At 60.4% G+C, this 20,010-nt stretch carries 20 protein-coding genes and 1 tRNA gene; 6 read left to right on the forward strand and 15 right to left on the reverse strand.

The features are described 5' to 3' along the window. Positions 1-136 precede the first annotated feature (136 nt). Positions 137-213 (forward strand) — tRNA-Arg (locus LAD35_RS16125). A 154-nt stretch (positions 214-367) separates the two neighbouring features. Here the strand turns inward: LAD35_RS16125 and LAD35_RS16130 are convergent. The 3 genes from LAD35_RS16130 to rpoE all read right to left on the reverse strand — a co-directional run bounded on the left by LAD35_RS16130 (position 368) and on the right by rpoE (position 3,490). Then, positions 368-1,765: a DegQ family serine endoprotease gene (locus LAD35_RS16130; RefSeq protein ID WP_224152745.1), complete on the reverse strand. Its 1,398-nt coding sequence runs from the start codon at positions 1,763-1,765 to the stop codon at positions 368-370. A gap of 309 nt (positions 1,766-2,074) precedes the next feature. After that, entirely contained in the window at positions 2,075-2,803 is a 729-nt protein-coding gene (locus tag LAD35_RS16135; RefSeq protein WP_224150005.1) for a sigma-E factor negative regulatory protein, read from the reverse strand. A 51-nt stretch (positions 2,804-2,854) separates the two neighbouring features. Further along, positions 2,855-3,490, reverse strand: a complete 636-nt coding sequence (gene rpoE / locus LAD35_RS16140) for an RNA polymerase sigma factor RpoE (protein WP_224150006.1) — start codon at positions 3,488-3,490, stop codon at positions 2,855-2,857. A gap of 150 nt (positions 3,491-3,640) precedes the next feature. On the opposite strand from rpoE, the gene LAD35_RS22325 reads away from it, so the two are divergent. Next, on the forward strand, positions 3,641-3,769 hold the full coding sequence (locus tag LAD35_RS22325) for a hypothetical protein (protein WP_263434661.1): 129 nt from the start codon (positions 3,641-3,643) through the stop codon (positions 3,767-3,769). Positions 3,770-4,199: 430 nt separating this feature from the next. On the opposite strand, the gene fabF is transcribed toward LAD35_RS22325, so the two are convergent. From fabF to LAD35_RS16180, 8 genes are all read right to left on the reverse strand, one after another. Further along, positions 4,200-5,444 carry a beta-ketoacyl-ACP synthase II gene (fabF, locus tag LAD35_RS16145; RefSeq protein ID WP_224150007.1) on the reverse strand — a complete coding sequence of 415 codons (1,245 nt, stop codon included), beginning with the start codon at positions 5,442-5,444 and terminating at the stop codon, positions 4,200-4,202. Between the two features lie 82 nt (positions 5,445-5,526). Further along, a complete protein-coding gene (gene acpP / locus LAD35_RS16150) occupies positions 5,527-5,766 on the reverse strand; it encodes an acyl carrier protein (protein ID WP_184707587.1) in 240 nt (79 codons plus the stop codon). A 105-nt stretch (positions 5,767-5,871) separates the two neighbouring features. Then, positions 5,872-6,618 carry a 3-oxoacyl-ACP reductase FabG gene (fabG, locus tag LAD35_RS16155; RefSeq protein WP_224150008.1) on the reverse strand — a complete coding sequence of 249 codons (747 nt, stop codon included), beginning with the start codon at positions 6,616-6,618 and terminating at the stop codon, positions 5,872-5,874. Then, the gene (gene fabD / locus LAD35_RS16160) at positions 6,615-7,559 is read right to left on the reverse strand and encodes an ACP S-malonyltransferase (RefSeq protein ID WP_224150009.1); all 945 of its coding nucleotides are present in this window, start codon (positions 7,557-7,559) and stop codon (positions 6,615-6,617) included. Before fabD ends, fabG begins: the two co-directional genes overlap by 4 nt. A 66-nt stretch (positions 7,560-7,625) precedes the next feature. Further along, a complete protein-coding gene (locus tag LAD35_RS16165) occupies positions 7,626-8,606 on the reverse strand; it encodes a beta-ketoacyl-ACP synthase III (protein WP_224150010.1) in 981 nt (326 codons plus the stop codon). Between the two features lie 5 nt (positions 8,607-8,611). After that, on the reverse strand, positions 8,612-9,664 hold the full coding sequence (gene plsX / locus LAD35_RS16170; protein WP_224150011.1) for a phosphate acyltransferase PlsX: 1,053 nt from the start codon (positions 9,662-9,664) through the stop codon (positions 8,612-8,614). Between the two features lie 127 nt (positions 9,665-9,791). Beyond that, positions 9,792-9,974 carry a 50S ribosomal protein L32 gene (gene rpmF, locus LAD35_RS16175; RefSeq protein WP_005794249.1) on the reverse strand — a complete coding sequence of 61 codons (183 nt, stop codon included), beginning with the start codon at positions 9,972-9,974 and terminating at the stop codon, positions 9,792-9,794. A gap of 156 nt (positions 9,975-10,130) precedes the next feature. Further along, complete coding sequence (locus LAD35_RS16180) at positions 10,131-10,688, reverse strand: YceD family protein (protein WP_224150012.1); 558 nt, start codon at positions 10,686-10,688, stop codon at positions 10,131-10,133. Positions 10,689-10,714: 26 nt separating this feature from the next. Here LAD35_RS16180 and LAD35_RS16185 point away from each other — a divergent pair, with 26 nt between their 5' ends. Further along, complete coding sequence (locus LAD35_RS16185; protein WP_224150013.1) at positions 10,715-11,311, forward strand: Maf family nucleotide pyrophosphatase; 597 nt, start codon at positions 10,715-10,717, stop codon at positions 11,309-11,311. Continuing rightward, positions 11,308-12,090: an SAM-dependent methyltransferase gene (locus tag LAD35_RS16190; RefSeq protein WP_224150014.1), complete on the forward strand. Its 783-nt coding sequence runs from the start codon at positions 11,308-11,310 to the stop codon at positions 12,088-12,090. The genes LAD35_RS16185 and LAD35_RS16190 overlap by 4 nt, the downstream gene beginning before the upstream one ends. Positions 12,091-12,277: 187 nt before the next feature. On the opposite strand, the gene LAD35_RS16195 is transcribed toward LAD35_RS16190, so the two are convergent. The 4 genes from LAD35_RS16195 to LAD35_RS16210 form a co-directional block, all read right to left on the reverse strand. Further along, entirely contained in the window at positions 12,278-13,312 is a 1,035-nt protein-coding gene (locus tag LAD35_RS16195) for a S49 family peptidase (RefSeq protein WP_184707602.1), read from the reverse strand. A gap of 1 nt (position 13,313) precedes the next feature. Then, positions 13,314-13,691 (reverse strand): Rieske (2Fe-2S) protein, encoded by a 378-nt coding sequence (locus LAD35_RS16200; RefSeq protein WP_224150015.1) that lies wholly within the window; start codon positions 13,689-13,691, stop codon positions 13,314-13,316. 60 nt (positions 13,692-13,751) lie between these two features. Continuing rightward, positions 13,752-14,408: an HAD family hydrolase gene (locus LAD35_RS16205; protein ID WP_224150016.1), complete on the reverse strand. Its 657-nt coding sequence runs from the start codon at positions 14,406-14,408 to the stop codon at positions 13,752-13,754. 104 nt (positions 14,409-14,512) lie between these two features. Continuing rightward, positions 14,513-15,547 (reverse strand): RluA family pseudouridine synthase, encoded by a 1,035-nt coding sequence (locus tag LAD35_RS16210; protein WP_224150017.1) that lies wholly within the window; start codon positions 15,545-15,547, stop codon positions 14,513-14,515. A 589-nt stretch (positions 15,548-16,136) separates the two neighbouring features. Here LAD35_RS16210 and LAD35_RS16215 point away from each other — a divergent pair. Together LAD35_RS16215 and yaaA are read left to right on the forward strand one after the other, a co-directional pair. Next, positions 16,137-19,145, forward strand: coding sequence for an Rne/Rng family ribonuclease (locus LAD35_RS16215; protein WP_224150018.1), 3,009 nt, complete (start codon positions 16,137-16,139; stop codon positions 19,143-19,145). A 66-nt stretch (positions 19,146-19,211) separates the two neighbouring features. After that, positions 19,212-19,988, forward strand: coding sequence for a peroxide stress protein YaaA (gene yaaA, locus LAD35_RS16220; RefSeq protein ID WP_224150019.1), 777 nt, complete (start codon positions 19,212-19,214; stop codon positions 19,986-19,988). Positions 19,989-20,010 lie beyond the last annotated feature (22 nt).

Consider the following 20,010-nt stretch of genomic DNA (forward strand, 5'->3'; position numbering starts at 1 on the left):
CAGGGGCCGCCATATTTGACGAAAGCCAGTCTGTCACCAGACTGGCTTTTTCACATGGCAGCCTCGCCGCCTTTTGTTCCATTTGGCATCGATTACCAAAACATTGAAGAAATTACATGCTACAATACGCAGCTTAGCGGCTGTAGCTCAGCTGGATAGAGTACTTGGCTACGAACCAAGGGGTCGTGGGTTCGATTCCTGCCAGCCGCACCAAACGACAAGCCTCAGAACAGCAATGTTCTGAGGCTTTTTCGTATTCCCGTCAGTCTCTGCTATACATTTTTGGCCGCAAAAAAAAGCCGATGACATCCGCCATCGGCTTTGCCGGAGAGACGGGCCACACGCCCGCCCCACCTTAGTCTTCGCCCTACTTCAGCGGGCGGATCAGTACATACTGGGTCCATTCGCCCCGGCGGAACAAGACATTCACAGGCTTGGATTTATCCGCCTTGGCCACAGCCGCATCAAACTGTTTGACATCAGCGATCTCCGTGTTCGCGATTCCCAGGATGACATCGCCTTGCTTCAGACCGGCTCGGGCAGCGGCCTCGTCTGCAGAAACAATCTGAACACCCCCCTTGAGGTTCAAAGTCTTGCGCTGGGCATCGGTCAGATCGCTGACCACCAGGCCCAATTGCTGCGCGGCAGTGGAAGGCTTGGCTTTTTCAGGCTCCTTGCCTGCACCCGTCTTTGCCGCGGTTTCCGACGGAATCTCCACAATGGTGATGGGCAGGTCCAGGGTCTTGCCACGTCGGAATACGGTCACCGTGCTCTTGGAGCCGGGCTTGGTATTGCCAACCCAACGCGGCAGATCCGCCAATTTCTCCAGCGGCTTGCCATCGAACTTGGTGATCACATCACCCGCTTCCACCCCCGCCTTTTCGGCAGGCGATCCGCTCTCCACGCCAGTGACCAGCGCACCCTGCGCCTTGCCCAGGCCAATGGACTCCGCCACATCCTTGTTGACAGTCGAAATCTGCACACCGATCTTGCCACGCACGACACGTCCCGTTGCTCGCAATTGGTCGCTCACGCGCACCGCTTCATCAATCGGGATGGAAAAGGAAATCCCCATGAAGCCGCCCGAGCGGGAATAGATCTGGCTGTTGATACCGACTACTTCGCCACGCATGTTCAGCAGCGGACCACCTGAGTTGCCAGGGTTGATGGCAACATCGGTCTGGATAAAGGGGAGGTAGTCACCCGTATCCCGCTGCTTGGCAGACACGATGCCGGCAGTGACCGAGTTTTCCAGGCCAAAAGGCGAGCCGATTGCCATGACCCACTCGCCTACGCGCAGACGGTTCACATCGCCGATCTTGACCGCAGGCAAGCCCGTAGCTTCGATCTTGACCACAGCCACGTCGGTGCGCTTGTCCGCACCAATGATCTTGGCCTTGAACTCCCGCTTGTCGGTCAGGGTCACGATCACATCATCGGCGCCTTCAACCACATGGGCGTTGGTCATCACATAGCCATCCGAGGTCAGGATGAAACCAGAACCCAGGCCACTGGGCTGCTCTTCGTCGCTATCGGGTTTTTGCGGACGTTGCTGCCGGGGGATGCTTGGCACCGGCAAACCAAAGCGCTTGAAGAACTCCAGCATCTCCGGGTCCATGCCGCTTTGCGCATTTCGGCTGGAAACTTTTTCCATCGTTCGAATATTGACCACCGACGGACCTACCTGATCCACAAGATCAGTGAAATCCGGCAGTCCACGCACGACCGGCGCGGTGGTCTGCGCCTGCGCTGCCACCGGCAGCATCACCGCACTGCTGATCGACAGAATGGCCGCCAATGCACTGACCTGGAAAGGTTTCCAACGCTTGATAGACATATCACTCCTCACAAAGATGACTGTGCGCTGCAGAAGGCTTGCCTCCAGGAACACAGCGCAATGCAGCATTGGAGACACAAACCTTTGCGAGGTTCCTCCGATGCATCCTTTGACAGATGCGCCATAAAGCACGGGTTTCAAGAGAGGAAAACCGCTTTGGGAATAAAAAACACCTGCCAAGGCAGGTGCTGATTGAATTAACTGGGTTGAACTACCTACTGAGAGATGCTCCGTCCGTCAGCACAGTCGCGAGGGTTTGTCCGCACAGCCCCCTGCTTTCTTTTCCGCATTGAAGGTGGCATTGCGCAAGAAACTGGCCGGCATCTGCAGATTGGCAGTGCCGCCAATCTGGCCACGCGCAGCCATCAGCTCGTCCAGACGTGGATCACGCAGCATGATGGTGGCATTCTGCCCCACAGTCACCGGCATCTGCACCAGCCCCTGGGTGGATGCTGGTGCTGCACTCGCCAGTTGCTGGCCGCCCTTGTCGGGACCGGAGGACAGCAGAGAGATGGAATTCCATCCCACCATGGCCACCGCCGCCACGGAAGCAAGCCCTGCCACCATCTTCCAGCGGAATACGGAGTGGTTGGCCGCCTCTTGCACCGCCACCGGGCGTGGGGCTTTGGCCAGGTCAGGCACTTTCACTTCACCCACCTGGGGTTGGTTGAATGCCGCAACCAATGGTACCTCTTGATCGATCTGGCACTGAAGACGGGCCCAGAAGGCCTGAGGGTCCGTATGGATCGGTGCGGCCTGCATGGCCAGGGGGCCACGCATGGCTTCACCGATCAACAGGTAGGAATGCAGCGACGTTGCGGCCGACGCGGCCACGCCATCTGCCTCAGGCATTTCAGCCAGCAACTGCGCAAGCCCATCGTCATCGAGCTCGTCATCGATACATGCAGACAACTGCTCCAAAGCAGCCACCGACATCCTGTTTGGTGCTTGGTTTTCGAGATTCATAGCCATATTCCTCGCGGGCCCATGCCTTTGCAACCAGTCCTCAAATGATCGCTACCAACGCTTGCCAGACTGGCGTTCAAGCATCGGTTTTACCTTGGTGGAAATAGCCTCTCGGGCACGGAAAATGCGCGAGCGCACCGTTCCGATAGGACAGTCCATCGTCTCGGCAATGTCTTCATACGACATGCCTTCTATCTCCCGCAGCACGATCGCCTGACGCAAATCTTCAGGCAAGGCATCCATGGCCGCATTGACCGCCTGGGCGATCTCCTGGGCCGCAATGACCGTCTCCGGGGTTTCGTCGCTGGTTAGTTCTCTTGTCGGCGCAGAAGTTTCATCGTCGTCATCATTTCCACGCAATGCACTCTCTGTCATCACCGGATTGCGGTTCAGCTCCACCATGGCCTTCTTGGCCGTATTGACCGCAATACGGTAAAGCCAGGTGTAGAACTGCGCCTCTCCGCGAAATTGCGGCAGCGCACGGTAGGCGCGCAAGAAAGTCTCCTGCGCCAGATCCGGCACCAGATCCACATCGCGAATCATTCGCGCAATCAGCCGTTCGATGCGTCGCTGGTACTTCATCACCAGCAAACCGTAGGCCTTCTGGTCACCTGCAACGGTGCGCTGCACCAATTGCAGGTCGGTATCGTTCGCGCCTGGGGCTGGTGCCATTGGCGTTCCCGTCATAGGTTGTGTTCTCTTCGCGCTACAGACATGCAGCTCTTGTTGTTGGTTGGTCAGCTGCAGGCGTCACGCCACAGGGGCGCTCTGTTGGTCAGCAACGATGGACGAGTATAAGACCCGCCGAATATCCGGCCAATGTTCTGGATTAGTGGCTTGCGCAATCAGCAGCCATCGAACCCTGGTCGTCGATGGCCGCAGTACCGTCGCACGCAGCAGAATCCAGCGCTGGGCATCCATGGCCACCGTGCACCGCACCAGTTCCTCTCCATCCGCAACTGGTGATGCTCCTCCATGACAAATGCGCCACTTGGAGCCATTCCAGTGCAAAAAAGTTCCGGGGCGCCAGAGGGATAGGTTTGTAACAGCCAGACCAGCCAGCACCCACGCGACGCCCAGCAGCCACTGCTGCCATTGCAGAGGATCCGAGGCCAGGCGCCACGCAGCACCAAGCCCACCCGCGCCCAGAAGGCCAGCGAGCACTCCACAGCGAATCCAGCCGGGACGAACCAACGGATACGCAACGGGTGTTGCCAGCGCAACATGTGGGGACCGGCGGCGAACGTTTACCTCCATGGCATCGATTGTGCTGGCTTTCAGGCCACCAGTGCACATCGCAGCGCAGGTGTTGGAAACGCGCAAAATCAATGCACAAAACAAAAGGTCTCCCAAAGGGAGACCTGATGATGGGTTTGGGCCAGGTTTTCAGGCGCGCTCAAACACGCTTGAATACCAAGGTGCCGTTGGTACCGCCAAAGCCAAAGTTGTTCTTGACAGCGATTTCCAGCTTGGCATCACGCGCCGTATTGGCGCAATAGTCCAGATCGCACTCTGGGTCCTGGTCCACCAGATTGATGGTCGGAGGAATCTTCTGATCCTTGAGCGCCATCACGGTGAACACGCTTTCCAGGCCGCCTGCGCCACCCAGCAGGTGACCCGTCATCGACTTGGTCGAACTGATCACCATCTTCTTGGCATGGTCACCCATTGCCGCCTTGATGGCATTGGTTTCGTTCAGATCGCCCAGCGGAGTCGATGTGCCGTGCGCATTCAGGTAATCCACCTGATCGGCGTTCACACCGGCATTGCGCAGCGCGCCCTGCATGGCCCGGCGAGGGCCATCCATATTGGGAGCGGTCATGTGACCCGCATCAGCGCTCATGCCGTAGCCCAGCAATTCGGCATAGATCTTGGCGCCACGGGCCTTGGCATGCTCGTATTCTTCAAGCACTACCACGCCTGCGCCTTCACCCAGCACAAAGCCGTCACGGCCCTTGTCCCAGGGGCGCGACGCCGCCTTGGGGTCATCATTGCGAGTGGAAAGTGCGCGCATTGCGGCAAATCCGCCCACTCCCAACGGGGAAACTGTAGATTCGGTACCGCCTGCGATCATGACGTCGGCATCGCCGTACTCGATCAATCGACCTGCTTCACCAATGCAGTGCAAGCCAGTCGTGCAAGCCGTCACTACCGAAAGGTTGGGCCCCTTGAAGCCAAACCGCATCGATACATGGCCTGCAACCATGTTGATGATGGAGGCAGGTACAAAGAAAGGCGTGATTCGGCGGGCGCCACGGCGTTCGTATTCGCTGTGGGTGTCCTCAATCAGCGGCAGACCGCCGATGCCGGAACCAATCACCACACCGATACGCGCAGCCAACTCCTCGTCCAGCGCCTGGCCAGTGGCCAGACCGGCATCTGTCACTGCTTCTTGTGCAGCGGCAATGCCATAGTGGATGAAGGTGTCCATCGTGCGTGCTTCCTTGGCACTCATATAGGACTCAAGATTGAACCCTTTGACCTCGCCTGCAATCTTGCAGCTGAAGTCGGTGGTGTCAAACTTGGTAATGAGGTCAATGCCGGACTGGCCAGCCAATATGTTGGACCAGGCTTCAGCAACCGTGTTTCCCACGGGGCTGATGCAACCCAGACCAGTCACGACGACGCGACGGCGACTCATGCGTTACAGCTTTCTTGTTGGTCTCTCGGAGTTGCGGCAAGACACTTGCGCCCTGTCGGGCGCCAAGTGCATGCGCAATCAATTAGGCCTTTTGGTGGCTCTTGGCGTAGTCGATGGCGTTCTGCACCGTCGTGATCTTTTCTGCGTCTTCGTCAGGGATCTCGATCTCGAACTCATCTTCCAAAGCCATCACCAGTTCCACGGTGTCCAGCGAGTCTGCACCCAGATCGGCTACGAAAGCCTTTTCGTTTGTTACTTGAGACTCTTCCACGCCGAGTTGTTCGGCAATGATTTTCTTGACACGTGCTTCGATATCGCTCATGGTTTCCCTCTGGGGGTTGTGAATGAACCCGCGATTCTAGCTGCTTCAGCAATACCTGAGTGCAACTTGCCGTCGCGAGGAAACGGCTTTTAACTTCTGCCAAACCTACATGTACATGCCGCCATTGACATGCAACTCCTGCCCGGTCACATAACCGGCACCATCCGATGCCAGATAGACCACAGCGTTGGCAATGTCTTGCGGCTGTCCCAGCTTACCCAAAGCGATCTGCGATTGCAGCGCTTTCTTCTGATCCTCAGGAAGCTGGGCCGTCATGTCGGTCTCGATAAAACCAGGCGCCACGCAGTTTACCGTGATGCCGCGGCTGCCCAACTCCTTGGCCAGCGAACGCGTCATACCGGCGACGCCCGCCTTGGCCGCAGCGTAATTGGCCTGCCCGGCATTGCCGGAAGCGCCCACTACGCTGGTAATGCTGATGATACGGCCAAAACGCTGCTTCATCATCGGACGGATCGCAGCGCGGCTCGCTCCGAAGACTGCCTTCAAGTTGGTGCCGAGCACGGCGTCCCAATCCTCATCCTTCATGCGCATGGCCAGGGTATCGCGCGTGATACCGGCGTTGTTCACCAGCACATGCAGGCCGCCCTGGTTCTTGACCAATTCGTCAATCAGCGCCTCGACGGCCGTGCCATTGTTCACATCCAGCGCCACGCCGCGTGAACCAGGGAAGGCTGACAGGGCCTGCGAAATCTTGGCAGCGCCGTCTTCGGTGGTAGCCGTGCCCACCACCTGGTAGCCGGCAGCGCCCAATGCTTGCGCAATGGCAGCGCCAATACCGCGCGATGCACCTGTGACCAGGGCTACTTTGGCTGTTTGGGTTGCTTCAGTCATGCAATTGCTTCTTTGGTTTCCTGCAGGGTAACAGGGTCATACAGGGCTACGCCCACCATATCCGGATCGATGCGCTTGGTCATGCCGGTCAGCACCTTGCCGGGGCCGCACTCTACCAGATGCGTAGCTCCCATGGAGCGCAGCTTCTGCACGCATTCCACCCATCGCACCGGGCCAAAAGCCTGGCGGTACAGCGCGTCGCGAATGGCATCGGCCTCCGTTTGCACCGCCACATCGATATTGTTGAGCACCGGGATCTGCGGTGCAGCGAGCTGCAGGCCCGCCAGCGCAGCCTTCAGCTTTTCCGCAGCCGGTTTCATCAGGCTCGAATGGAAAGGTGCCGATACCGGCAGTGGCAGCGCACGCTTGGCACCCGCCTCTTTCACCGTCACGCTGGCTGCTTCGACTGCCGCCTTCGAGCCGGCAATCACGGTCTGGCCGGGGTCGTTGAAGTTCACGGCCTCCACCACCTCCGTACCGCCCATCCTGGCAGTCACTTCGGCACAAGCCGCCTTGACCTTCTCCGCATCCAGACCCAGTACGGCAGCCATGGCGCCAGCGCCCACCGGCACGGCTTCCTGCATGGCGGCACCGCGCAGACGCACCAGCGGCGCCGCCTGGGCCAGCGTCAACACGCCAGCAGCAACCAGTGCCGAGTATTCACCCAGCGAATGTCCAGCCACTGCCATGGGCAGCGCGCCGCCTTCTGCACGCCATACGCGCCATGCAGCCACACCGGCCACCAGCATCACAGGCTGGGTATTGGCGGTCAGCGCCAGTGTTTCCTTGGGACCACCATGAATCAGAGCACCAATGTCTTGACCCAGCGCATCGGAGGCCTCCTGCAGCGCCTCTCGCACAGCAGGATGGTCGCCCCAGGCGTCGAGCATGCCAACGGCCTGCGAGCCTTGGCCGGGAAATACGAACGCAAAAGAATTCATGTCTCGATTTTCATTGAATTTTTGAATGATATACGGCAATAGCCCAAGCAGACCAAGCGCTTAAAGCTACATTTTCAGGAGTACCGCACCCCAGGTAAAGCCACCACCCACGCCTTCGAGCATCACGTTGTGACCCGGCTTGACCTGGCCTGCGCGCACCGCATGGTCAAGCGCCAGCGGAATCGATGCCGCGGACGTGTTGCCGTGCTGATCAACCGTGACCACCACCTTCTCAGGCGAAAGCTTGAGCTTGCGCGCCGTGCTCATCATGATGCGCAGGTTGGCCTGGTGCGGTATCAGCCAGTCGATATCAGCTTCTTGCATGTCGGCCTTGGCCAATGCGGCGCGGGCCGCCTTGTCGAGCACGCCCACCGCCAGCTTGAATACGGCCTGGCCGTCCATGCGCAGCATGGGCGAGCCAATCACCTCGCCACCCGAGACATGGCCCGGCACGCACAGGATGTCGACGTGGCTGCCGTCGGCATGCAACTCGGTTGCCAGGATGCCTGGCTCGCTCGATGCCTCCAGCACCACAGCGCCGGCGCCATCGCCGAAGAGCACGCAGGTGGTACGGTCATTGAAATCAAGGATGCGGCTGAACACTTCAGCCCCCACCACCAGCGCGCGCCTGGCGGTGCCGGCCTTGATCATCGCGTCAGCCACCGTCAGGGCGTAAACAAAGCCGCTGCACACTGCCTGCACATCGAACACCGGGCAGCCATTGGTGATACCCAGCTTGTTCTGCAAAATGGCTGCCGTCGAGGGGAACACCATGTCCGGCGTGGACGTGGCCACAATGATCAGATCGATGTCTGCAGCCGCAAGCTTGGCAGCTTCGAGTGCCTTTTTCGAGGCTTCCACGGCCAGATCGCTGGCTGTCACGTCCGGGGCGGCAAAATGGCGCGCCTTGATCCCGGTACGCTCGACTATCCACTCATCCGAGGTTTCCAGACCGCGCGTAGCCATTTCGGCCGCCAGATCATCATTGGTGACGCGGCGTGGTGGCAGGTAGCTGCCAGTGCCGGTGATGCGTGAATAAATGCTCATCGATTTCAGATAGAAGACGTCACAGTTGCGGCAGCAGCGGCGCTGTCTGCCGGCATCAGCAAGGGCGCAGCCGTCTGGATCTTGGTCTGCACACGCCCCAGCAAATCGTTACGGGCCGCATCATAAGCGCGGTTGAGCGCATGCTCATAGGCCACCACATCGGCCGAGCCATGGCTTTTGAACACCAGGCCGCGCAAACCGAGTAACGCAGCCCCATTGTAGCGGCGGTGGTCCATGCGCTTCATCAGGCGCGAAAGCACAGGATAGGCAACAACGGCTGCCAGCTTGGTGAGCAGGTTGCGCTTGAACTCCTGCTTCAAGCCCCCGGTGATCATGCTGGCCACGCCCTCGCTCGCCTTGAGCGCAACGTTGCCGACAAAGCCATCACAGGTCACGATATCAACCGTGCCCTTGAAGATGTCATTGCCTTCGACATTGCCCTGGAAATTGAGGTAACCCGACTGCCCGGCCGCACGCAGCAGCTCGCCGGCGCGCTTGATGACTTCGCTGCCCTTGATGGCTTCTTCGCCAATGTTCAAAAGGCCTACGCTGGGGTTTTCCTTCTCCTGCAGGGCGCTCACCAGCGCCGAGCCCATGACGGCAAACTGCACCAGATGTTCTGCTGTGCAATCGACGTTGGCCCCCAGATCCAGCACCGTGGTGGCGCCCCCCTTGGCATGGGGAATCTGTGTGGCGATGGCCGGGCGGTCAATGCCCTCCAGCGTCTTGAGCAGGTAGCGCGCAATCGCCATCAAGGCGCCGGTATTGCCCGCAGATACCGCCGCCTGCGCAGCGCCTTCCTTGACCTGGCTGATGGCCACGCGCATGGAAGAGTCCTTCTTCTTGCGCAACGCCACTTCCACGGGATCGTCCATGGTGACGACTTCGCTTGCCGGCACCAGGGTTGCACGCTCGTGCTGGAATGACTGCAATGCCTCGGGCTGACCCACCACCAACAGGCGGGCATCAGGATGGGCATCCAAAAACTTCTTGCATGCAGGCAGGGTGACACGGGGACCCGCATCACCACCCATGCAATCCACGGCCAGTGTGATCATTCGCTCTGCAGTTCTTTGATGTTGCGCCAACGCACTCTATTAAGGAGTGCGCAGCAATCTTGCAACAGAATAAAAAAGGCCCGCGCTACACATGCGGTAGCCGCGGGCCTTTTTGTACAGCTATGGCTTAGGCTTCCGACTTGTTCTTCAGCACTTGGCGGCCACGGTAGAAGCCGTTGGGGCTGATGTGGTGACGCAGATGGGTTTCGCCGGTGGTTGGCTCCACAGCGATACCAGGCACGTTCAGTGCATTGTGCGAACGGTGCATGCCGCGCTTGGAAGGAGATTTCTTGTTTTGTTGAACAGCCATGATGGCTCCTGAGTCTTGAAAGGGTTGGTGACACGGCCTGCGTAAAACAGACGCATGCCCTAAAAATACGCGATTAGCCCATTAAAGACACGAGGGGGATTCGCGCGAAGCCTCAAATTATAGCAAAGATCGCTGGCAGGCTTCAATCCTCGTGCATCAAGGTTTGGTTTTATCCAGCCGCAGAGATGCCAAAGCAGCAAAAGGATTGGCTTTTTCCGTATTCGCCACCTCGAAATCCTGGGTAGCAGACTCCAGTTTCAGCTCCACCGGGCATTCGTCGTGCATGGGAACCATGGGGAGCGCCATCAGCAATTCGTCCTCGATCAGCTCATGGGCATTGAAGTGCGGCTCCAGCACCAGCACATCCTCCTCGCTCTCGTCATCCAGGGCGGCGGCGGTCGCCTCATCCTTTACAAAGCGGAAAGACCGCTCGGTCTGCACGGCGATATCGGCCGGACGCAGGCAACGCTGGCACTGCATTTGCACCACGGTATCGGCCTGCAGGTGCAGCCAGGCATGTCCGGGGCCCCCTGCGGCTTCGCGCCACTCGCCATCCAGCGACCAGCGCACGGGCTGGTCAGTTGCAGCTTCGCCGCGCAGGTCCTCAGCCATCAGACGGGGAAACTGCCCCATCGGCTGATCGCCGTCAAGCTCGGCTTCATGCTGTGCAAAAGCCTTGATATCAAGGCGGTTGACTGAAAATTCCTTTGTCATGCGCGCCAGTGTAAGAGAATCTGGGCATGTCTGAATCCCACTCGCCCCGCGCCCTTGTTCTGGGCTCCACCTCCCGCTACCGGCACGAGCTGCTCTCTCGTTTTCGACTGCTGTTTGAAACCGCCTCGCCCGATGTCGACGAAACCCCGCAGTCTGGCGAAGCACCGGCCGCCCTGGCGTTGCGCCTGGCCCTGGCCAAGGCCCATGCAGTGGCCGCACAGTTTCCCGAAGCCATCGTCATCGGCTCCGACCAGGTGGCCGACCTGAACGGCCAACCACTGGGCAAGCCCCTGGTGCATGACAGGGCAGTGGCCCAACTGCGCGCCATGAGTGGCCAGAGCATGCAGTTCCACACCGCCGTCGCCGTGGTCTGCAAGGCCACCGGCTTTGCGCAGGCAGACACCGCCGTGGTGCGAACCGTGTTCCGCAACCTGAGCGATGCCGAGATTGAACGCTACCTGCGCGCCGAAGAACCGTACGATTGCGCCGGCAGCGCCAAGAGCGAAGGCCTGGGCATCACCTTGCTGGACGCCATCGAGAGCGACGACCCGACGGCGCTGATCGGTCTGCCCCTCATCCGCACCGCCCGCCTGTTGCGCGCTGCAGGAGTGATCCTGCCATGAGCGAGAACACCCGCAAGGGACGACTTTTTCTCGTCCCTACCCCGCTTGATTTCGGCTGCACCACCGACGCGCCACTGACCGATGTGCTGCCCGCCCATACCGTGCAGGCCGCAGCCCGCATTACCCATTGGGTCTGCGAAAACGCCAAAAGCTGCCGCGCCTTCCTCAAACGGGTGGACGCCGTGGCGCCGTTGGCCACACCCCTGCAGCAGCAAGCCATACAGGAGCTGCCGCGTGAGGCGCACAAAAAAGGCGACCACCTCCCGCAAACGGCCTCTGGCGCCGACGCCAGCATGTTGATTGCCGCTGCCTTGCAAGGCCATGACATCGGCCTGGTCAGCGAAGCGGGCATGCCAGCGATAGCAGACCCAGGCAGCTCGGTGGTCCGTGCCGCGCATGATGCGGGCGTTGAAGTGGTGCCGCTGGTAGGCCCCACCTCTCTGCTGCTGGCTCTGGCTGCCAGCGGACTCAATGGGCAGAACTTCGCCTTTGTCGGCTATGTGCCCAGCGATGGGGCGCAACGCGTCGCCCGGCTGCGCGAGCTGGAGCAACTGGCGCTGCGGCAAGGACAGACACAGATCTTCATCGAAACGCCTTACCGCAACCCTGCCCTGATGAGCGCCCTGCTGCAGACCCTGCAGGCCAACACCCGCCTGTCAATCTCCAGCGGCCTCACGCTGGAAAGTGCTCGTACCCAAAGCCGCCTGGTCAAGCAATGGAAGCCGCTGAACCCCGAACTGGACAACCGCACCCCCATGGTGTTTGCGATTGGGCGCTGAGGCGATCATGCCAGGCGCGCACGCCTGCTTTTCGGGCTGTTCATCAAGTATTGGCTGACCACAAGGCTGCGCTACCCCTCCCAAAGGGGTTTGCGCATCCTCTCGGTTAGATGGCATAAAAAAAGCGGTGCTCGTGCACCGCCTTTGTGTTTATAGCTATTAAATAGCTAGCATTCAAATCACCTGATCAGCGCAGGCTGGGCATCATTGACCGCATGGTACTGACAGCCCCCGCGCCCACTGAAGCGCCAAACTTCTTGGCAAAGCGCTCGGCCACGTTCTCGCGGCGGGTGTAGTCCACCACATCTTCGGCGCCCACCACATCGCGCGCCACCTGATCGAGGCTGCCCAGGCCGTCAGCCAGGCCCAGCTTGACCGCTTCCTGCCCGGTCCAGAACAGGCCGCTGAAGGTGTCTTCGGTCTCCTTCAGGCGCTCGCCACGCCCCTGGCGCACCACAGCGATGAACTGCTGGTGGATCTGCCCCAGCATCTGCTGGGCATAGGCTTTCTGTTTGTCATTCATGGGGCTGAATGGATCCAGCATGCCCTTGTTGCTGCCAGCGGTGAGCAGGCGGCGCTCCACGCCCAACTTTTCCATGGTGCCGGTAAAGCCAAAACCGTCCATCAGCACGCCGATGCTTCCCACGATGCTGGCCTTGTCGACATAGATGCTGTCCGCTGCGGCTGCAATGTAATAGGCAGCAGAAGCACAGGACTCCTCCACCACCGCGTACATGGGTTTTTTATGCAGGGCCTTGAGGCGCACGATCTCGTCATTGATCATGCCGGCCTGCACGGGGCTGCCGCCGGGAGAGTTGATCAGCAGCACCACAGCCTTGGCGCCATCGTCCTCGAATGCGGTGCGCAGTGCAGCAATCACGTATTCGGCACTCGCGTCTGCGCCAGACGCGATTTCGCCTTTCAGCTCCACCACGGCCGTATGCTCGGTCGACGAGGCAGACGAAGCGCTTTCCGAACTGAACAGGTAGATGACCAGCGCAATGAAGGCGATGAGCCAGGCCAGTCGAAAGAAGATCTTCCAGCGACGCGCGGCGCGCTGCTCCTTGAGCGTATCAAAGGCCAGGCGCTCCAGCACGGAGCGCTCCCAGCCGGGCGCCTGCGCTGCCGCTGTGGATACAGCCGCTGCCGCTGGAGCGGCCTGTCCCCACAGATCAGGCGCAGGTTGCGGATTCTGCTCGGGGTTCTTGTCCATCGGATTCATCTTAAAACTCAAGAGGTTGGAGGCGGTAGTCAGTGTGCCAGTACACCACCCCGCCTTGTTCGCTCAACACGATTTTGACCAGGCCACCACGGCAAGGGCCGCCAGCGCAGGCTCCAGTATCCGGCACATAGGCAGCACCATGGGTTGCGCATAACAACCAGTTACCGGTGTCATCAAAAAAACGGTCGGGCTGGTAGTCCATTTCCATCGCCACATGGGTGCAACGGTTCAGATAGGCGTGCACCACATCGCGGTAGCGAACGGCGAATGCGCGACAGGTCTGGCCAGCAAAGATCACATCAAAAGGCACGGCACGCCCACCATTGCTCAAGTCTTTGCTATTACAAAGTGCTATTGCCCGGGCTTGTGCCTCTGCCATTGTTGCTCCTGCTTGCTGCGCGCCAATCACTGTACATGCAAACAGTAATCAGGCCATACGCTAGGCATTGCCTGCCATCCATTGTTGCAAATCAGCAACAGAATGCGCAATGAACAGCGGGCCAAAGGCCTCAAAGCCATCAGGGTGGTGAGCGCCATAGCTCACGGCCACACTGGCGCAGCCTGCGTTGACTGCCATCTGCAGATCATGGGTGGTATCACCCACCATCAACAAGCGCTCGGGCGCCACATCCATCTCGGCCATCAACTCCTGCAGCATCAGCGGGTGCGGCTTGCCTGCGGTTTCGTCGGCGGTCCGCGAAGCGTCAAACCGGCCCTTGAGCAGGGTCGAATCCAGCACTTCATCGAGCCCCCGGCGATTCTTGCCGGTGGCCACTGCAAGCAGGTGCCCGCTGGCAGTCAACTGATCCAGCAAGGGCAGCACCCCGTCAAAAAGGGTCACTTCCTCCTGGCGCTTCAGATAGTGATAGCGGTAGCGGTTGGTCAGTTCCACCATGCTGTCTGGCGGCACATCGGGCGCGGCATGCCGCAAGGCGCCTTGCAGGCTCATGCCGATCACATACTTGGCTGTTTCCAGCGTCGGCACGGTGCCGCCCACATCGCGCACCGCGTCCTGGATGGAAAGCGCAATGGCAGCAGTGGAATCGAACAGGGTGCCATCCCAGTCAAAGGCGATCAAGTCAAAGCGACGCGTCATAAATAAGGTAATCGGTTGGTTTGCTCGCTATAACAATAGCTGGTAGCGGTTGCTGCGCAATGAATTCAAAATATTTTTGCTATAAAAGCCAAGAGCAGCCTGCGCTAGTTGCTATGGTTTTCATCTGCCTGCTCTGCAGCCCCTACGAAATCTGCCAACTCCTCCGGCAACTCCGCTCCCAACTGCACCCGCTCCCCACTCTGCGGATGGGTGAACTGCAGGCGCCAGGCATGCAGAAACATGCGCTTCAAGCCGTGCTTGACCAGCCGCTTGTTCAGATCGAAATCGCCATACTTCTCGTCGCCGACGATTGGATGGCCGCTGCTGGCCAGGTGCACGCGAATCTGGTGGGTGCGTCCGGTCTTGATTGTCACCTCCAGCAAGGTCATGGCCGGCAGACCAAGGCCATGGCGTGCCGGCAGCGCTTTCTGCACCTTGACGAGTGACACCGAACGCATGCCTTCCGCATCGTCCGCCGTGGTGGCGCGCACGCGACGCTCGCCATCGGGCAACAGATACTTGCGCAGCGGTGTATCAATCACCTTTTTGTTGGCTGGCCACTCCCCGATCACCAGCGCCAGATAGGTCTTGCCCGTCTCGCGCTCGCGGAACTGGTCCTGCAGGTGGGTGAGCGCCGAGCGCTTCTTGGCTACCAGCAGGATGCCTGAGGTTTCGCGGTCCAGCCGGTGCACCAGTTCCAGAAAGCGCGCGTCGGGCCTGGCGCGGCGCAATTGCTCGATCACCCCGAAGCTCACGCCCGAGCCGCCGTGCACGGCCACGCCCGCTGGCTTGTTGATGGCCAGCACCGCATCGTCGTCCAGCAGCAGCGGGAACTCCCGGCCAGGAATGGCGCGCTCCGCCTCCTCTGGCTTGGCAGACACCCGCACTGGCGGAATACGCACCACATCACCGCCCTGCACCCGGGCGTCTGCAGCAGTGCGCCCTTTGTTGATGCGCACCTCTCCATTGCGGATGATGCGGTAGATATGGGTCTTGGGCACGCCCTTGAGATGGCGCATCAGAAAATTGTCCAGGCGCTGGCCGGCGTCGTCGGGATGGACTTCTACCAGCCTTACAGCCACTGGGGGTGCTTCTGGACTGCGGGGCTCGCCCGGTTTGCCCCCTATAATGTGTTTCACCTGCGCAATAAAGTTATTGGTTGACCGGTGAGCAGTTTAATTCACCCACCAGTACCCGCGCAGGCCGGTCGATGTCTGACCGACGACCTTGCCTCAGCGTCTGCATACCAAGAAATTGCGCAGGCCATGCAAGCAAATCGGGTGGACGGACACATTGAAACAACGAAACTACAGATTCCCAGCGGCAGTTGCTGCAGTGGTCAGGACTCCTGGCCCGGCCCCAACTGACCGCTCACACACTGACATGCTGATTTTGTGGGCTTGGATGGCAACTCTCTGGCGCAGCGCCTGCTGCACGCCAGTGCGCCGTGCCGCGCCCGCCGTGCGCATGTTTTCAGGGCAGATCTCACCACCGGCGGCAGCTGTTCGCTGGCTGGCCGGTTATTTATATGCCCTCTCCCGCGTGCCCAAGCCTCCTGTGCTGACATAAGTATTACCAGCAAGCATGGCACGCTCTGTATCTTCATTCGTTTCTCTGCGTCTGTCCCGGCATCTGTGGCTCCAGTAAGAGCCTGTTTATTGTTGGGGATTGGAGACTGGCACCTGTCTGACAAAGGTGGCCGGTCCCGCATTACGAAGGACGCGCATCATGAAACGGATGCTGATCAACGCCACGCAAGCTGAAGAGCGACGCCTCGCCATCGTGGATGGCCAAAAGCTGCTGGATTACGAGATCGAAATCGAAGGCCGCGAACAACGCAAAGGCAATATCTACAAAGCCGTTGTTACCCGGGTAGAACCCTCTTTGGAAGCCTGCTTTGTCGACTACGGCGAAGACCGTCACGGCTTCCTGCCATTCAAGGAAATCTCCAAGCAGTATTTCGCCGAAGGCGTATCGCCCAGCCAGGCCCGCATCAACGATGTGATCAAGGAAGGCCAGGAGCTGCTCGTCCAGGTTGAAAAGGAAGAGCGCGGCAACAAGGGCGCGGCGCTGACCACTTTCGTCTCTCTGGCTGGCCGCTACGTGGTGCTGATGCCCAACAACCCCCGTGGCGGTGGCGTATCACGCCGTATCGAGGGTGACGAGCGCGCCGAGCTGAAAGAGGCGATGGACCAGCTCGAATACCCCAAGGGCATGTCCATCATCGCCCGTACCGCAGGCATCGGCCGCACGGCGCCCGAGCTGCAATGGGATCTGAACTACCTGCTCAAGCTCTGGAGCGCCATTGACGGCGCCGCCAAGGCCGGCAAGGGCGCCTTCCTGATCTACCAGGAATCGAGCCTGGTGATCCGTGCCATCCGCGACTATTTCAACAATGACATCGGCGACATCCTGATCGACACCGATGACATCTATGAGCAGGCCCAGCAGTTCATGGCGCACGTGATGCCTGAACACGCCGCCCGCGTGAAGCGCTATCGCGACGATGCACCGCTCTTCAGCCGCTTCCAGATCGAGCACCAGATCGAGTCGGCTTACTCGCGCACCGTGACCCTGCCTTCCGGCGGCGCCATCGTCATCGACCACACCGAAGCGCTGGTCTCCATCGACGTGAACTCGGCCCGCGCCATCAAGGGCGGCGACATTGAAGAGACCGCCACCCGCACCAACCTCGAAGCAGCCGACGAAGTGGCCCGCCAGATGCGCCTGCGCGACCTGGGTGGCCTGATCGTGATCGACTTCATCGACATGGAAGAGTCGAAGAACCGCCGCGACGTCGAAAACCGCCTGCGCGATGCACTGCGCCAGGACCGCGCCCGCGTGCAGTTCGGCACCATCAGCAAGTTCGGCCTGATGGAGATGAGCCGCCAGCGTCTCAAGCCCGCATTGAGCGAAGGCGCCCACATCAACTGCCCACGCTGCGGTGGCTCCGGCCACATCCGCGATGCGGAAAGCTCTGCGCTGCAGATCCTGCGCATCATTCAGGAAGAATCGATGAAGGACAACACGGCAGCCGTCAACTGCCAGGTGCCCGTCGAAGTCGCCTCCTTCCTGCTCAACGAAAAGCGTACCGAAATCCAGAAGATCGAGCTCAAGCAGCGCGTCTCCGTCACCATGGTGCCCAACAAGGCCCTGGAGACGCCGCACTACAAGCTCGAACGCATGAAGCACGACGACCCGCGCCTCGACTCGATGGAGGCCAGCTACAAACTGGCAGATGCCGAGGAAGAGCAGGTCGGCTTTACCCGCCGCTCGCAAGAACCTACCAACAAGCAAACCCCGGTCATCAAGGGCGTGCTGCCTGATGCGCCAGCCCCCATTGCCGAACCCCGCCCGGCGCCTGTGGCACGCACCAATGCCAGCAAGCCAGCCGCTGCCGTGCCTGCAACGCCTGCTCCCGTGCCCGAAACCGGGCTGTGGGCAGCCATCAAGCGCTTCTTCGGATTTGCAATGCCAGCGCCCGTAGCCGCTCCCGCCCCGGCAGCTCCTGAGCCCGCCAAGGATGCCCGCAAGGAAAACCGCGAAGGCCGTGGCGGCAATCGCCGCAATGGCGAGCGCGGCGAGCGCAATGGATCGGCCAATCGGGACGGCAATCGCCGCAACAGCGAACGCGCCGAAGGCGAACGCAATGGCCGCAACCGCAATGAACGCGGCGAAGGCCGTGGTGAAGCCCGCAGTGGCGACCAGGAAGGCCGCGACAACCGCCGCCGCAATGAGCGCGGTGACCGTCCGGAGCGCAGCGAACGCAATGACCGCCCCCGCCGCGACGATGCCGTCATCAACGCACAAAACGGCGATAACGCAGCAATCGAGGTAACCAGCGAACGCCAGGAGCGTGCGCCCCGTCCAGAGCGTGCTCCGCGTGAGAATCGCCGGGATCGCGGCGAACGTGGTGAGCGCAACGAGCGCCGCAACCAGGGCGAAGAATCGGTGCGCGACAACGCCGCCGTGGCTCCTGCGCCGATGGACTCCGAAGCCGTGATCGCCGCCCTGCCCTCGCTGGACCTGGATGGAAACGCCAACGCGGCAATGCCTGTTGATGGCGAAACCTCGCCAGAGCGTCGCGAACGCCGCTCCCGTGACCGTTATGGCCGCGACCGCCGCAACCGTGGTGACCGCGAGCGCCTGCCACGCGATGAGCAAGCCGCAGATGCACAAACCGAAGCTGCCCCAGCAGAAGCCGTGTTTGAAGCGGAAAACGCCCCTGCACCACGCCGTAGCTACTTTGATGCGGCAGCAGCAACAGACACCGCAGCACCGGTAGCACCGGCTGCGTTGGACCTGGCAGTGCCTGCTGGCGAACCCGCAGTCAACGCAGCCGCCGAGGCCTTTGAGGAAAAACCAGCTCCAGCGCCCGCCGCTCATGCACCAGCAGCTACAAAACAAGTAGCACCTGCTGTCGCTGCCGTGGTGACGCCCGCTCCGGCGGCCGAGCCCGCAGCCTCGCAAGGGCTGCCCAGGATCGCCAGCTACACGCTGCCCCTGGAGCAGTTGAACACCATCGCTGCCCAGGCTGGCCTGCAATGGGTCAACTCGGACACCGACAAGGTGGCGGCCGTGCAGGCTGCGATTGCAGCGGAGCCCAAGCCCGTGCATGTGCCCCGCGAGCGCCCCCCGGTCGTCATGCTCGACGAAGGCCCGCTGGTGCTGGTTGAAACGCGCAAGGATCTGGCTGCCATGGTGCTGCCCTTTGAACGCGAATCGCAAACCGCTTAAGCCGTTTCGCTAGAGCCCACAGGCCGGATTTCCTCCGGCCTGTTTCATTCCTGGAGCCCTTACGACATGCTTTTTCTGCTCTCCCCCGCCAAATCGCTGGATTACGAGACCCCTTTGCCTGCCGGTATGCCGCACACGCAGCCGCAGTTCATCAAGCAGTCGCAAGCGCTGATTGAGGTGCTGCGCGAAAAATCGCCTCAGCAGATTGCCAGCCTGATGGACATCAGCGACAAGCTGGCAGCCTTGAACGTGGCGCGCTACGAGGCCTGGTCGCCCAAGTTCACCGCCAAAAACTCGCGCCAGGCCATCATGGCCTTCAACGGCGATGTCTACGACGGCCTGCAGGCCCACAGCCTCACCGCCCAACAGCTCGATTGGGCCCAGTCGCATGTGTGCATGCTCAGCGGCCTGTATGGCGTGCTGCGCCCGCTGGACTGGATGCAGCCTTACCGGCTGGAAATGGGCACGCGCCTGCCCACGGCCCAAGGCAGCAATCTCTACCATTTCTGGGGCACGCAGATTGCCGACTATCTGAATCACCAGCAGCAAGGTGAAGACGCACCCGTCGTCGTCAACCTGGCTTCGCAGGAGTACTTCAAATCCGTTGACCTGAAAGCGCTGCGCGCCCGTGTGGTGACCTGCAGCTTTGAAGACTACAAGAGTGGCCAGTACAAGGTCATCAGCTTCTTCGCCAAGAAGGCCCGTGGATTGATGGCGCGCTATGCGATTGAGCACCAGGCCAAGACGCCTGCAGCGCTGAAGAAGTTCAACATCGACGGCTATGCCTATGCCAGCGATGTTTCGACTGCTGACCATTTCCTGTTCCGTCGCAAAGTGGATTGATACCGCTTTGGTGCACAATGGC

This window comes from Comamonas odontotermitis, assembly GCF_020080045.1.
Taxonomy (GTDB): Bacteria; Pseudomonadota; Gammaproteobacteria; order Burkholderiales; family Burkholderiaceae_C; genus Comamonas; species Comamonas odontotermitis.